The sequence below is a fragment of the Shimia sp. R9_1 genome, from assembly GCF_017743775.1.
Lineage (GTDB): Bacteria > Pseudomonadota > Alphaproteobacteria > Rhodobacterales > Rhodobacteraceae > Shimia.
The window spans coordinates 992,723-1,005,462 of the sequence record NZ_JAGHRN010000001.1 but is presented as its reverse complement, the minus strand read 5'-3'; the positions used below and the strand labels follow the sequence as shown (position 1 = coordinate 1,005,462).

Here is a 12,740-nt window from a genome sequence, read left to right as displayed (position 1 = left end):
TTTTGCAGGCTGTGAAGTTGAGTGCAGGTCAGGGCGATTGATCCCGTGCTGGTCTGGACAATTCCCTTCGCGCGTAAGAACCTGTCACCAAATAGAAATTCGTGGAGATGTTTGATGAGATTGATAGCAAGTTCAGCTTTGGCGTTGATGTGCACGTCGGTTGCAGCCTTCGCAATGGGAGAGGGCACCTGTGCTGCGGGCAAGACGCTTTCTGAGGGCACGCTGACAATCGCGACTGGCAACCCGGCTTATTATCCTTGGGTTATGAACGACGCTCCTGAGAGCGGCGAAGGGTTCGAGGCCGCTGTAGCCTATGCAATTGCGGACAAAATGGGGTTCAGTGCAGATCAAGTAACCTGGGTGCGGACGAGTTTTGATGAGGCGATCCAGCCTGGTGCAAAAAACTTTGATTTCAATATGCAGCAATATTCCATCACGCCGGAGCGCGAGGAAATGGTGGATTTCAGCCTGCCGTATTATGTCTCTTCAATGGCTGTTCTGACCACACAGAGCGTGGTGGATGCAGGTGCTGAAGCAACTTTGGACAGTTTGCAGGGCCTCAAATGGGGGGCTGTGGCCACCACCACGGCGCTTCCGATCCTGGCCGAAGTGGTCAAGCCGGCAAGTGATCCCTTGCTTTACAATGACAATGCTGACGTGAATGCAGCCATTATGGCGGGGCAGATTGATGCAGCGCTTTATGATCTGCCGACCGCGCTTTATCTGTCTGCCGTGGTTGTTGATGGTGGCACGCTGCTTGGGCAGTTTCCGCCGGAACAGTCTGAAAACCCTGATAAGTTTGGCTTGCTGATGGAAGAGGGTAACCCGCTCCGGGAATGCGTGGATGCTGCAATAACGGACCTCTCCGAAAGTGGTGCGCTCGCTGCGATTGAGGCGGAATGGCTTGCCGACGCCACCGGCGTTCCGGTCATCAAATAAATGACTACCTCCAAGGTCGGTAAAGGCGCGGTGACTGACCGCGCCAAAACGCCAACACGGCGCGAGCTTTATGAGGCCAATGTGCGGCAGCGTGCCACCCGCATCGCGCTCATCTCCACGATCAGCGCGGGGCTGGCCATCTTTTTTCTTGTGCCGTTGGCACCGGGGTGGGAAGCGGTTCAAAGGTCGTTTTTCAACGGCCGGGTCTTTGTCGCGACATTTCCCGGACTGGTTGAAGCCTTTTTGCTGAATGTGATGATCTTTGCATGGTCTGCTCCGCTTATCGCGGTGACAGGTCTTGCGATTGCGCTGTGTCGGGACACGCGCGCGCCTGCGCTCTTTCCACTGCGGCTGTTTGGGATGGCCTACACGGATGTGTTTCGCGGTCTGCCGGTTGTCTTGGTGATTTATATCATCGGCTTTGGGGTGCCCGGATTGGGGCTACCGAGGCCTTGGAACAGCCCGTACATTTGGGGCACTTTGGCGCTGGTACTGGTCTACTCTGCTTATGTGGCGGAAGTCATCCGCTCGGGCATTGACTCCATCCATCATTCGCAGCGCTCTGCCGCAGCGTCTTTGGGGTTGAGTGATCAAGACATAATGCGTTTTGTGGTACTGCCGCAGGCCATTCGCAATGTGGTGCCTGCGAATATGAACCTGTTCATTGCGCTGCAAAAAGACGTGGCGCTGCTGTCGTTCATTGGGCCGGTGGAGATTTTTAGGCAAGCGGGTGTCTATAAGTCGCTTTATGCGAATTTTACACCCTACGTTGGCGCCGCACTTATCTTTCTGGCGCTCACCATACCGGCCACCAGATACGCGGATTATCTGATGAACAAGCAAAATAGGGCGCGTACATGACGGCAAAATTGTCCTTGCGCGGGGTGCGCAAGTGGTTTGGGGAAAACGAAGTCTGCAAAGGCATCGACTTGGATGTCGCTGACGGCGAGATGGTCTGTTTGATCGGGGCCTCGGGCTCCGGAAAATCTACGCTTCTGCGCTGTATGAATCTTTTGGAGCCGATTGATGACGGCGCGATTTTTCTGGATGGCGTGGACATTGCAGAGCCGGGGTTGGACCCGCAGCCCATTCGTCAGAAAATCGGTATCGTTTTTCAGAGCTATAATCTGTTTCCGCATATGACCGCACTGGAGAATGTGATGCTCGCGCCGCGTCGCGTGCATGGACATGGGCGAGAAGAACTTCGTCCCAAAGTCGCTCAAATGTTTGAGCGTTTTGGGCTTGGGGATCGCACGGACCACTATCCTGACCAGTTGTCGGGTGGGCAGCAGCAGCGTGTGGCCATCATTCGCGCCTTGGCGATGGAGCCGCAGATCATGCTGTTTGACGAGATCACAAGCGCGCTTGACCCCGAATTGGTTGGCGAGGTGCTGGACGTTCTGCGAGACCTTAGGAAGCAGGGGATGACCATGGTGCTGGCCACCCATGAGATGGGTTTTGCGCGGGAGCTGGCAGACAAGGTCTGTTTTCTTGAGGCAGGGCGCATTTTGGAGCAAGGCCCGCCAGATCAGTTGTTTTCTGCTCCGCGCGAAGAGCGCACCAAGGCGTTTCTTTCCCGAGTGCTCTGATCCCTTCGACTTCGAACTGACTGGAGTTCAATAAAAAATTGCCGCCAGAAAGGCGGCAACCAAAGTCAGATATGTGTTTGAAACGGTGTTTAGAACAGCTGCACGTCGCCAACGCTTTTGTCGACCTTTGGCTTTTTGGCGGCCATACGCTGTGCGCTTTCTTCTTCGACAAGTCGGGTGTCTTTCATGAAACGCCGCTGGATCCGGCCGCCAACGGGCCAGAACCGCAAGTTGCGGCCGCGTTGTCCGCCAAGGCAGCAATCCACCAGCTCAAAGCCTTCGTTTTTGACAAACCAAGTCGCAAATTCCGCGTTCTTGGTACCGATGTCGATGCGGCTGTTGAACATTTTCGCGCCGCCTAGCAACTTCACACGCAGCCGATCACGGCGGGCGCCTGCCTGAATGAGGCCGTTCACCAAGAGTTCCATCGCATGAACACCGTGGCTCATGCCGCCGGAGGAGTCATTTTCGGTACCCGGCAGGAGGAAATGGTTCATGCCACCGACACCTGCGACTTCGTCCCACATACATGCGGCGACACAAGAGCCAAGGATTGTGGTCATCACCAGCTGGTTATCATCGGACACCTGTACATCGCCCTGCAACAGGGGTTGCACGTTAAATCCTTTGATCGCTTCTGCTTCAGCTAGGCTCATGGCGCGTTCCGTTCTATTAATTGGTGTGTCAGGGTTTCGGTCCTGGAATTTGTGCTGATTTTCAGCTCACGGATTGTCAAAAGTCTTCCCAGTCTTCGCTTGAGAGATCGTTGGGCGATTGGTTCACAACCGCGGCCTTTGTCGTTGAGGTTGGGGGCGCGACCTGCGTTGCAGCTGCGACGTTATGGGGCTTTGGATCGGTTTTCGTTTCGGGAACTGGCGCCGGCGCCTTTTTCACTTTGGCCTTTTGGGCCGGTTTGGCCTTGGCTGAAGCGGGGTTCTTTACCTTTGATTTGACCTCAACCGCATCACGCGCTGCGTCCTCATCCCATTCTTTTGCCTTGGCTTCGGCGTCTTTTGCGGGTTTTGGAGCGGCCGGCTCTTTGGACTTCATCTTGTTAGCAGCTTCTGGAGCTGGTTCGGGCTGTTGTTGCGGTTTTTTCACTGCAGTTTTTGGAGCGCTTGCGGTTGCAACAGCTTCGCCGGAAAGTTTGAAGGTCTGGAGTACATCGGCCATGCGGTTGGCCTCTTCGGAAAGGTTGCGGCTTGCGGCCGAGGCTTCTTCAATCATCGCGGCATTGCGTTGCGTGACGCGATCCAGCTCTGTCACGCTTTCCTTGATCTCGATGAGATTGTCGGCCTGATCTCGTGAACCCGTTGCGATTTGGGCTACCAGATCGGATGCATGGTTCACGCCGGTGATGATCTCCTGCAGGGCTGCACCAGCTTTGTTGACAAGCTCACTGCCCTTGGTGACCTGCTCTCCAGAGCGATGGATAAGGTCTTTGATTTCGTTTGCTGACTCTGATGCACGCTGCGCGAGGGCGCGCACTTCTGAGGCGACCACCGCGAAACCACGGCCGGCTTCGCCTGCGCGTGCGGCTTCAACGCCGGCATTGAGCGCGAGAAGGTTGGTTTGAAAGGCGATATCGTCAATCACCCCAATGATGGCTGTGATTTGCTCCGAGCTTTGCTCAATGTTGCGCATCGCTTCCACAGTGAGCTCGACCACTTCGCCACCGGCCTGCGCCTGATGGCGGTTGTTCACAATGCGTTCACTGGCCTCGGCGGCATTTTCAGCAGTTTGCTCGACAGAAGCGCTCAGCGTTTCGATGGCTGCTGCAGATTCCTCAAGGGTCACAGCTTGCGCTTCCGACCGTTTGGATTGGTCCACCACGCTCTCAGAAATCTCCTGTGCGCTGGCGCGGACAGATTCTGCGGTCTGCGAAGCCGCTGAAAGCACCTTGTGCAGGTTTACTTGCAATGCATTGTAGTCTTCACAGATCCGGAGCTGCTCCTCCTTGAGGGCGCCGAACTCTGAACTGTTGATCGAGCAACCAACCTGGCCATTTGCAATTTCTGCAAGCCCTTCGGCCAGACGGTTGAAGACCTTCTTTTGAGTTTCATCTTCTTGGGCGCGTTCTTTGCGGGCCTTTTGGTCGTCTGCTAGACGATCGCGGAAGGTTTCGAGCTTTTGCGCAATTACACCGATTTCGTCAGCGCGGTTGGTGTGAGATATTTCTGCGTCAAAATTTGTATTCGCGATTTCCTCGACGGACTCTCCGAGGTCCTTGAGCGGGCGACTGACAAGTCTGCCGAGCTGGAAGATGATCAGCCCAACAGCGAGCAGGGAAGCAACCGCAGTGCGGACCATGTCGAGAATGACTTCCTGTAACGTCGCTGCGCGATCTGCGGAGATGTCGACGGCGTAGCTCAGTTGCCCCACGATGCCACGCGCGCCTGGCGCCTGAATGGGCAGTTGAGCCGCGTATACGTCAGCCTTAAGAACAGTTGCTTTGCCAGAGGCGGTGTCAGAGACCGCGTCAAGTCCGTTGATGGCATCAGTTGTTGCCTGATCCCGCGTACCTGAAACATCATAGCTGTAGAGCAACTCGCCTAAAGGTGCGTGTACATCTACTGCAGAGACTTGAGGGTCTTTTTCCAGAAGTTTGGCGACCGTCGCCCGAATACGATCAGGATCTTGGAACTGCGTCGGCGCAATGAGCTGAGTTGCGAAAAGATCGGCGACCAAGTCATAACGCTGGCTCAAACGCCGTTCGGTGTTGCCCTGCTCAAGATAGTACTCAAATACCGTCCCAGCGCCCAATCCCAGCAAGGCGCAAACGCCAACAGCGACCAGAAGTTTGGTTTTGATGCTCGTGTTGGCAGTCTTGGAGTTTTTCTTCTTGAAGCCGATCATGTGCGCGCCCTGATGGTAAATCCTAATCGAGAAAAGGTTGACTGTTAGATCGTCGCCCCTTTCTGCGTGACCTGTGAGGCTTTTCCGGACAGCTCCGCCAGATGGCGGTCGGTGTTGTCGTGGAAGTTCTCCAAACGGGCGATGATCCCGTCCAGACCACTGTCGACATCGCGCATCCGGCCGCTTTCCACTTTGCAAAGGAGCTTCACTACATCGAGACCGTTGATCCGGCGGCGGAGGCTGCGGCAGATATCAGGGATGGATTTGCCAATGGAGGAAATTTCAATGATGCGGGAGCGGCAGAGCGATTGAAGCTTTTCTCCATGCTCTTGGAGCATTCGCGCATCAGCTTCGGATTGGTTCTCTTGCGCTTGAGCTGCTTTGAAGGCTTCATCAAACAGCTGAGATGTTTGTAGCGTTGATCGCCCGTAGACAACGGCCTTGTACATCTGCTGTAGAGCGCCGGTTTCAGGGTCATGGAGGCGTCCGACCAATCCGTGCATCTCTTTGGCCATCGCATCGTAGTTTTGCGAAATAGTCCCAAGTGCCGCGCCTGCGCCTTCCAGCCGGCCTGCGAGGATGCGCAGGTTAACCGGTTCGCCGCGCACGCGTTCGAAGCCTTGTTCGATGTTGTCGACAAGATTCTGCATATCGCGGATCAGGAGTTCCAAGTCATCCATGGATGCGAACGACTGGGCAAGTTCAGGGCTGATGATGTTACGGCTTTTGAACTCAGCGTTGAGGGCAAATCCGCTATAAGCTTCGAGATTTGGGAAACCCTCCTCTGCCAGCATTTCCTTGAACTTTGCCGCACTTTGCTCTGGAGTGAGTCCTTGAGCTTCCTCGCGCAGAAGCGTGGAATAAATCTGTTTGGTTTTTTCAAAAAGCTCGGCTTCAGGCTTGATCCGGGAAGAGAGGAAGCCGTTTTCAGTGATCGTCATCACCGCCAAAACCCAGTAGTAGTCGCCGGATTTGGTCTGGTTTTTCACGTAGGTGCAGATTGGACGACCAGCTTTGAGTGTTTCCCAAACCAGATAGAAAACGCCCTTTGGCATGTCTGGATGGCGAACAATCTTATGAGGAGCGCCCATCAGCTCGTCACTGCTATAGCCAGCGATTTCGCAAAATGACTCGCTCACACAGGTGATGACGCCACGCTGATCTGTTGCAGAAACAAGAATTTTTTCAGCTGGAAAACGGACCTCTGTTTCCGCAGAGTCTGCGCCAGTGCTGGCGATCTTGGTCATGGCGTTCATGGTTGTTATCCCAATAATTCGTTGCTGAGTCTTGGTGGATCAGAAGAGGTTAACAGCGCCTGCATCAGGCGACATTTCGATGGATTGGTCCGCGTTGGCGAGACGAGATTTGAGGTAGTCCAAGCGGACGCTGTCCTTCAGATCCTGCACATTGAGATCTGGGCCAGCGCCAATCATATTGGACATGTTGCCGAGCAAAACCGCGATGTCATCGAGATGCTGAAACAAGGCATCCACGCGCTGTAAATCCCGAATTTTTGACTGATCAGCGCCGCTCAAATCCAACTCACTGGTCAGATTGTCCAACGCATGAGCGATGGAAGCGAGATCAGCCACATCCTTGGAAATCGTGGCCAAAACATCTGCGGTGGTACGAGTTGTCATACGCGATCCTCTATGGGAGCCCCTTACAGGGGCCCCACGACCTTTTCGATGCAGGCCTTAAGCTGGGCGGTTTGGAATGGCTTTTTGATGAAGTTGTTCATCCCAAGTTTGACGCCTTTGTTGATGGTTTCGGGGTCTGCACGGCCGGTGATCAGGATGAAGCCTGTACGCGCAGTCGCCTTGTTGGAGCGGATACCTTCGAGAAGCTGAAGACCATCCATGCCAGGCATGTTGTAGTCTGACAGGATCAGGTGGACAGGTTTCGATGCCAGGCTGCGCCAAGCATTTGCACCATCGTTTTCTGTGCGGTAGTTGACGACCCCGATTTCATCGAGCGCCTGCGTGATTAGACCACGGCTGGTGGACATATCATCCACTACCAGGACATGTAGCTTATCTTTCAAGCTCATTTTGGGTTCCCCATGTGCATTGATGCGTGAGCGTTCGTGCCGCCGACGCGGGAGGTGCTTGTCGAAAAGACGCCTCGACCTACTGTGTGAAACAGTTCGGCATGTTCCGGACCGATCCCTTCGGAATGGCCCAAGAAGAGCAGCCCGTCGTCGCAAAGTTGTTCACCAAACCGGCGCCATAGGCGGCTTTGGGTTGGTGCATCAAAATAGATCGCAACATTGCGACACATGATGATGTCAAACTTGCCTTTGAACGGCCACTCACCATGCAGGTTAAGACGCCTAAAGCTGATCAGGTCGCGTGCTTTGTCGCTGACTGAACTACGGTCTCTCGCCCCTTCGTGAGGGGAGAAGTATTTTTCTGCCTGTCCGTTTGGCAGGGCGGTGGTTGAGGATGTCGGATAGATACCCTGCTTGGCGGTCGCCAGAATTTCGGTGTCGATATCCGTCGCCAGAATTTTCACATCCAAGCTTGCGGCCTCTGGGCAAGCATCCAAAACATGGAATGCCAAACCATAGGGTTCTTCACCGCTGGAACATCCAGCAGACCAAATCCTCACTCTTTTGCCGCGGCGCGCCTTGTCCATGAGATCAGGCAGAAACTCTTCCGCCAGTTGCTCGAAATGATGCCCTTCGCGATTGAAGCGCGTCATGTTGGTCGTATAGGCGCTTACAAAGCGCGATTGTTCGTCTTTGCCCTGCGGGGACAGCATATAGTCGATGTATGCGTCAACGGTCTCAAAACCGGTGGCGCGCAGGCGCTTAGACAATCGAGAGGCAACCATCGTACGCTTGTGTGGTTGCAGGTCGATGCCCATCATTTCCCGCACAAGCTGGGCAATACGGGTAAAGTCCGCATCGCTGATTGTTCCCTCTTCAAGGGTATGTTGCGCCACCTGGTTCATGCTGCTGACAGAGCTTCCTGAGGCATGATCTGGTGCACATCGATTGCACGCACGATCGTCTCTTCAAGAGTGTAGACGCCGCGAATGAAGGCCGAGGTCTTGGACGAAGACACTTCAGGTGTTGGCTTCATCTCTTCGGTGTTGACCGTGATGATGTTGGATACAGCATCCACCAAGAAGCCAACGCTCTTCTCATCGATATGCGCGATGATGATCACGTGACGTGACTCCGGGATGGTTTTGCCAAGGCCAAGGCGCATGGAAAGGTCAATCACTGGCAGCACGGCGCCGCGCAGGTTCATCATACCCACAACGTAGTCAGGGGCATGAGGAAGCGTGGTTGTGCTTGTCCAGCCGCGGATTTCCAGGACGTGTCCGATGTCGAGGCAGAACGCCTGTTCACCGATGGTGAAAGACACGATCTCGATGCGGTTATCGGTCTTTTCAATGGTTGCTTGTTCAGACATAGGAGTTCACCTCTACAAGTTCGGACCCTTTGCGCAGTCCTGGGTTGCCATTACCCGGTGAGGGGATCATTTGGTCGGTGTCCACGATCAGGGCGATTTTGCCGTTGCCGAGGATGGTGGCCGCTGCAATGCCGGGAATGGAGTGATAGTTCTGTTCCAGACCTTTGATCACGACTTCGCGCTGCTCGACGATGCCGTCTACGGCAAGAGCGGAGCGTCGCCCGGATTCACCTTCGATCAACAGCAGCGATTGATCACTGAGATCTTCCAGCGGTGTCCGGAAGCCCAAGGCCTCGCCAAGATCCACAATCGGCAACATTGAATCGTTCACGGAAAGACCACGGTCACCGTCGCAGAAGTCATGGATATTGGCCTGACCCGGTTGCAGCGTTTCCCGCAGCGCCACAGTTGGCACAACGAGAGATTCGCCAGCCACTTCGATCAGCATGCCCTCCATGACCGCAAGTGTAAGCGGCAGGGAGATTGTGATCGTGGTGCCTTTACCAGGCTCGGATTGCAGGTTGATGCGGCCGCCAAGCGCCTGAATTTCAGAGCGCACAACATCCATACCAACGCCACGGCCAGACAGCTGAGAGATCTCATCTGCTGTGGAGAAGCCCGGACGGAAGAGCAGGTTGTCGATATCGCTGTCCGTCAGGTCATCCTCAGGACGTACCAACCCCTTTTCTTCAGCTTTGCGACGCACTTTCTCGCGGTTTACGCCAGCACCGTCGTCAGACAGGGAGATGACAACACGGCCAGAGCGGTGTGCAGCTTCCAGTTTGATGGTGCCCATTTCCGGCTTGCCCGCAGCGACCCGATCTTCCGCCTTTTCAAGACCGTGATCCACGGAGTTTCGGATCATGTGGGTCAGTGGTTCAACCAAGCGCTCGGTCACGGTTTTGTCGACCTCGGTCGCTTCGCCAACCATGACCAGACGAGAGGTCTTACCCGCCTGACGAGAGGATTCCCGCACGATGCGGCTCATACGTTGGAACAGGCCGCGTACAGGTTGCGCACGGATGGCCATAACGCTTTCCTGAAGAACACCTGAGAGCGTCTTGAGCTGACCAATGGCTTCGCTGACCGCGCTGTTGGCCGAAACCGGTAGCTCGTTCATCGACTGGCGCAACATCGCTTCGCTGATCACAAGCTCGCCGACGAGGTTAATCAAACGGTCGACACGATTCAGATCCACACGGATTGTGCTGTTGCGCGGTTCAGAGGACTTTTTTCCGCCGTCTCCGCCTTTGGCCTCCTGTTTCGCTTCCTTGTCAGCAGGTTCGGGCTTTGCACGGCTTGCAGGCTTAGGGGCAGCTTCCGGCACAGCGGCGATCTCTTCTACAACAGGGGCAGCTTCAACCACAGGTGCGGCTTCAGCGGCAACTTCGGTGATGTCGAGCTTGCATTGGCCTTCCACAAATTCGAAAATCTCGCGGATCGTGCTTTCGTCAATCCCGTCGTCTGGGCGCAGCGTAAGCGTCCATGCGATGGCCGCAGGTGCGTCTTGCAGGCTTTCCAGAGGTGCAACTGTTGAGGTGTCAGCCTCAACGGTCATTTCACCCATTTCACCCAAGGCACGGAATAGCAGCGCTGGATCGTGCCCACGTGCGTAGAGCACTGGTTCTGCAGAGAATTTTACCACGAAGTGAGTGGCGCCTTCTGCGACTGGCTCAAGGGAAGGCAGGCCCGGAAGATCACCGGGGCCATCGCCGCCGAGATCGAGGTCCAGCCCCATGTCCAGCGTCACCGCTACGAAATCGTCAGAGGACACTTCTGCGGCGTCGTCTTCTTCCGAAACGCCACCATTGGCATTTTGGGTGACAAGCTTCAGGTCGGAAAGCACTGACGCGCCTTCGCTCTCTGGCATGTCGTTGTCTTCCCGCGCGGCGTCCACAAGATCGCTCAGGTGGTCGAAACCCGAGAACATCAGTGCGGTGATGTTAGGGTCGACATCGATTTTGTTTGAACGCAAATCGTCCAACACGTTTTCGAATGCGTGGGCAAACTTGATCAGGCGATCCAGGCCAAATGCGCCGGCGCCGCCTTTGATGGAATGCACAGAGCGGAACATCGCGTTGATGGTTTCCGCGTCTGAATTGCCGTTCTGGAGATCATCCAGACCGGTCGACAGAACCTCAAGAAGGTCGTCGCATTCCTCAAAGAACATGTCACGAAGATCGGACATCACTCAGTTCCTTTCAGACAACCAGACGATTGATGATGGCAACCAGCTTTTCGGCATCAAATGGTTTGACGATCCAGCCAGTTGCACCGGCGGTGCGGGCACGTTGTTTCAGCTCTTCACCGCTCTCGGTGGTCAGAACGAGAATTGGCAGCGAAGCGCATTCTGGGCGCTCACGGACACCTTCGATCATGCCGAAACCATCGAGGCGTGGCATGTTGATGTCGGTGATCACCAGATCAGGATCGGAACCGGACAGTTTGTCCAGCCCGTCGATACCGTCTTCGGCCAAGTCCACGTCAAATCCAGCGTCGGTAAGAGCGGTTTGAATCATCGCTCGCATCGTGCGGGAATCATCAACTGCAAGAATCTTGGTTGTCATGCGTTGCCCCTTTCAAGAAGACTGGAATGGGGCAGGCCGAGCCGCTCCATACCTTTTAGAAAATCATCGGATGGTTGTTTGACTTCGAATGCCAGGCCGCGTGCGGCCCATTCGGCACGTGTTGCCAGCAAAAGCTCGGCACCTGCGCCTCCAAGAAACTCCACGTGGAGCGCATCCAAGGCCAAAGGTTGACCACGGGAAGCTTCAATAGCCTGGCGTAGTTCTGAGCAATGGGCGAAATCCAGCTGCTGCGGAAGCGCTATGCAGTCTGGTTGAGGGGAAGAGTTTGCTGTGTTCATGGGTTTGGTTCGATACCGTTTTCGGACTGGCTGATTGAAGGCAACGTATGCTGGGAGGCCTTAACACCGCGTTACCCCGAAACAGTCCGGATGAGGCGGTTCTGAACAATGCGAAACATCTGCGATAAGGGAGCGAAGGGGCCGGTGAAGGGCTGGACAACAGTTTGAAAAAGGGCAGTTTTTCGATTTTTCCTGCGCGGGTTCGTTTGGTGCCCTGCACCTCAGAGCATGAACCAAGTCTCAAGGAAAAAGGTCGAATTTTGAGGAATGGGGCAGCATGAGCTGCGAAAAAAAACGCCGGAATCGCTGATTCCGGCGTGTCAAATCTTGCATGGAAATGGACCGGCTCGGATTGTTCTGCCGGATGCATTTGGTTCTTAGACTGAAGACGTTTTGCTGGCTGTAAGTAGTCCGTTTAACGCGCCGAAAGTTGGGTGAGGATATTGGCGAAAGCTGCCACTCCCTGGGCGCCAGATGTCGCATGTTTGGCGTCAAAGATCATCGTGGGGACGCCTGACACACCGCGCGAGGTCCAAAAGTGTTCTTTCTCGCGCACCACATCCGCAAATCTTTGATCCTCCAATGCGGCTTTCGCTTCTTCATCGTCTAGGCCGAGGCTTTGGGCGACCTCGATCAGCAAATCTCTGTCGCTCACGTCCTGTCCTTCGACGAAGTAGGCGTCAAAGAGGGCGAGCTTCATAGATTGTGCTTTTCCTTGTTCACTGGCCCAGTGAATGAGCTGGTGCGCATCGAAGGTGTTGTAGATGCGGCTGGTTTCAGACCAAGCAAAAGCAATGTCCAACTCAGAGCCAATATCGGACAAGCGCTTGCGAGAGTCCTCGGATTGCTCGGCCGATGACCCATATTTTCGCATAATATGGTCCCGAAGGTTTTCGCCTTCCGGCACCATGTCTGGGTTGAGCTCAAACGGATGCCAGTATGTCTCAACATCAACTCCCGTGGCTTCAGCCGCTTTCATAAGTTGGCGATAGCCAACGATGCACCAAGGGCAAACGACATCAGATACGATGTCTATACGGATGGGAGTTTGGGTCATGAGCGCGTCCT

The 12,740-nt window shown here is 55.0% G+C and carries 14 protein-coding genes; 3 read left to right on the top strand and 11 right to left on the bottom strand.

The window, feature by feature from the left end; translation table 11 throughout:
• The first annotated feature begins 114 nt into the window (after positions 1-114).
• Genes J7399_RS04790 through J7399_RS04780 form a run of 3 tightly spaced genes read left to right on the top strand, consistent with a single transcriptional unit; the run spans position 115 to position 2,528 of the window.
• Complete coding sequence (locus J7399_RS04790) at positions 115-939, top strand: ABC transporter substrate-binding protein (protein ID WP_209084418.1); 825 nt, start codon at positions 115-117, stop codon at positions 937-939.
• On the top strand, positions 940-1,800 hold the full coding sequence (locus tag J7399_RS04785; protein ID WP_209084417.1) for an amino acid ABC transporter permease: 861 nt from the start codon (positions 940-942) through the stop codon (positions 1,798-1,800).
• A complete protein-coding gene (locus J7399_RS04780; protein ID WP_209084415.1) occupies positions 1,797-2,528 on the top strand; it encodes an amino acid ABC transporter ATP-binding protein in 732 nt (243 codons plus the stop codon). The genes J7399_RS04785 and J7399_RS04780 overlap by 4 nt, the downstream gene beginning before the upstream one ends.
• An 89-nt stretch (positions 2,529-2,617) precedes the next feature.
• On the opposite strand, the gene J7399_RS04775 is transcribed toward J7399_RS04780, so the two are convergent.
• The 11 genes from J7399_RS04775 to J7399_RS04725 all read right to left on the bottom strand — a co-directional run bounded on the left by J7399_RS04775 (position 2,618) and on the right by J7399_RS04725 (position 12,729).
• Positions 2,618-3,184 carry a chemotaxis protein CheD gene (locus J7399_RS04775; RefSeq protein ID WP_209065156.1) on the bottom strand — a complete coding sequence of 189 codons (567 nt, stop codon included), beginning with the start codon at positions 3,182-3,184 and terminating at the stop codon, positions 2,618-2,620.
• Positions 3,185-3,260: 76 nt separating this feature from the next.
• Positions 3,261-5,384: a methyl-accepting chemotaxis protein gene (locus tag J7399_RS04770; protein ID WP_209084413.1), complete on the bottom strand. Its 2,124-nt coding sequence runs from the start codon at positions 5,382-5,384 to the stop codon at positions 3,261-3,263.
• Positions 5,385-5,428: 44 nt separating this feature from the next.
• Complete coding sequence (locus J7399_RS04765; RefSeq protein WP_209084411.1) at positions 5,429-6,640, bottom strand: PAS domain-containing protein; 1,212 nt, start codon at positions 6,638-6,640, stop codon at positions 5,429-5,431.
• Positions 6,641-6,679: 39 nt separating this feature from the next.
• The gene (locus tag J7399_RS04760) at positions 6,680-7,024 is read right to left on the bottom strand and encodes a hypothetical protein (RefSeq protein WP_209065153.1); all 345 of its coding nucleotides are present in this window, start codon (positions 7,022-7,024) and stop codon (positions 6,680-6,682) included.
• Positions 7,025-7,047: 23 nt separating this feature from the next.
• A complete protein-coding gene (locus tag J7399_RS04755) occupies positions 7,048-7,434 on the bottom strand; it encodes a response regulator (protein WP_209065152.1) in 387 nt (128 codons plus the stop codon).
• A complete protein-coding gene (locus tag J7399_RS04750) occupies positions 7,431-8,339 on the bottom strand; it encodes a protein-glutamate O-methyltransferase CheR (RefSeq protein WP_209084409.1) in 909 nt (302 codons plus the stop codon). The genes J7399_RS04755 and J7399_RS04750 overlap by 4 nt, the downstream gene beginning before the upstream one ends.
• Positions 8,336-8,806 carry a chemotaxis protein CheW gene (locus J7399_RS04745; protein ID WP_209065150.1) on the bottom strand — a complete coding sequence of 157 codons (471 nt, stop codon included), beginning with the start codon at positions 8,804-8,806 and terminating at the stop codon, positions 8,336-8,338. Before J7399_RS04745 ends, J7399_RS04750 begins: the two co-directional genes overlap by 4 nt.
• Positions 8,799-10,994 (bottom strand): chemotaxis protein CheA, encoded by a 2,196-nt coding sequence (locus tag J7399_RS04740; protein WP_209084408.1) that lies wholly within the window; start codon positions 10,992-10,994, stop codon positions 8,799-8,801. Before J7399_RS04740 ends, J7399_RS04745 begins: the two co-directional genes overlap by 8 nt.
• A 13-nt stretch (positions 10,995-11,007) precedes the next feature.
• Positions 11,008-11,373 carry a response regulator gene (locus J7399_RS04735; RefSeq protein ID WP_209065148.1) on the bottom strand — a complete coding sequence of 122 codons (366 nt, stop codon included), beginning with the start codon at positions 11,371-11,373 and terminating at the stop codon, positions 11,008-11,010.
• Positions 11,370-11,672, bottom strand: a complete 303-nt coding sequence (locus tag J7399_RS04730) for an STAS domain-containing protein (protein ID WP_209065147.1) — start codon at positions 11,670-11,672, stop codon at positions 11,370-11,372. The genes J7399_RS04735 and J7399_RS04730 overlap by 4 nt, the downstream gene beginning before the upstream one ends.
• A gap of 415 nt (positions 11,673-12,087) precedes the next feature.
• Positions 12,088-12,729 carry a DsbA family oxidoreductase gene (locus tag J7399_RS04725; protein WP_209084406.1) on the bottom strand — a complete coding sequence of 214 codons (642 nt, stop codon included), beginning with the start codon at positions 12,727-12,729 and terminating at the stop codon, positions 12,088-12,090.
• Positions 12,730-12,740: the final 11 nt, after the last annotated feature.

Bases quoted from the DNA above. Each gene is read 5' to 3' on its own strand.
- J7399_RS04735 (WP_209065148.1), bottom strand. From the start codon at position 11,373: ATGACAACCAAGATTCTTGCAGTTGATGATTCCCGCACGATGCGAGCG.
- J7399_RS04750 (WP_209084409.1), bottom strand. From the start codon at position 8,339: ATGAACCAGGTGGCGCAACATACCCTTGAAGAGGGAACAATCAGCGAT.
- J7399_RS04725 (WP_209084406.1), bottom strand. From the start codon at position 12,729: ATGACCCAAACTCCCATCCGTATAGACATCGTATCTGATGTCGTTTGC.
- J7399_RS04745 (WP_209065150.1), bottom strand. From the start codon at position 8,806: ATGTCTGAACAAGCAACCATTGAAAAGACCGATAACCGCATCGAGATC.
- J7399_RS04780 (WP_209084415.1), top strand. From the start codon at position 1,797: ATGACGGCAAAATTGTCCTTGCGCGGGGTGCGCAAGTGGTTTGGGGAA.
- J7399_RS04760 (WP_209065153.1), bottom strand. From the start codon at position 7,024: ATGACAACTCGTACCACCGCAGATGTTTTGGCCACGATTTCCAAGGAT.
- J7399_RS04770 (WP_209084413.1), bottom strand. From the start codon at position 5,384: ATGATCGGCTTCAAGAAGAAAAACTCCAAGACTGCCAACACGAGCATC.
- J7399_RS04785 (WP_209084417.1), top strand. From the start codon at position 940: ATGACTACCTCCAAGGTCGGTAAAGGCGCGGTGACTGACCGCGCCAAA.
- J7399_RS04790 (WP_209084418.1), top strand. From the start codon at position 115: ATGAGATTGATAGCAAGTTCAGCTTTGGCGTTGATGTGCACGTCGGTT.
- J7399_RS04755 (WP_209065152.1), bottom strand. From the start codon at position 7,434: ATGAGCTTGAAAGATAAGCTACATGTCCTGGTAGTGGATGATATGTCC.
- J7399_RS04730 (WP_209065147.1), bottom strand. From the start codon at position 11,672: ATGAACACAGCAAACTCTTCCCCTCAACCAGACTGCATAGCGCTTCCG.
- J7399_RS04765 (WP_209084411.1), bottom strand. From the start codon at position 6,640: ATGAACGCCATGACCAAGATCGCCAGCACTGGCGCAGACTCTGCGGAA.
- J7399_RS04740 (WP_209084408.1), bottom strand. From the start codon at position 10,994: ATGTCCGATCTTCGTGACATGTTCTTTGAGGAATGCGACGACCTTCTT.
- J7399_RS04775 (WP_209065156.1), bottom strand. From the start codon at position 3,184: ATGAGCCTAGCTGAAGCAGAAGCGATCAAAGGATTTAACGTGCAACCC.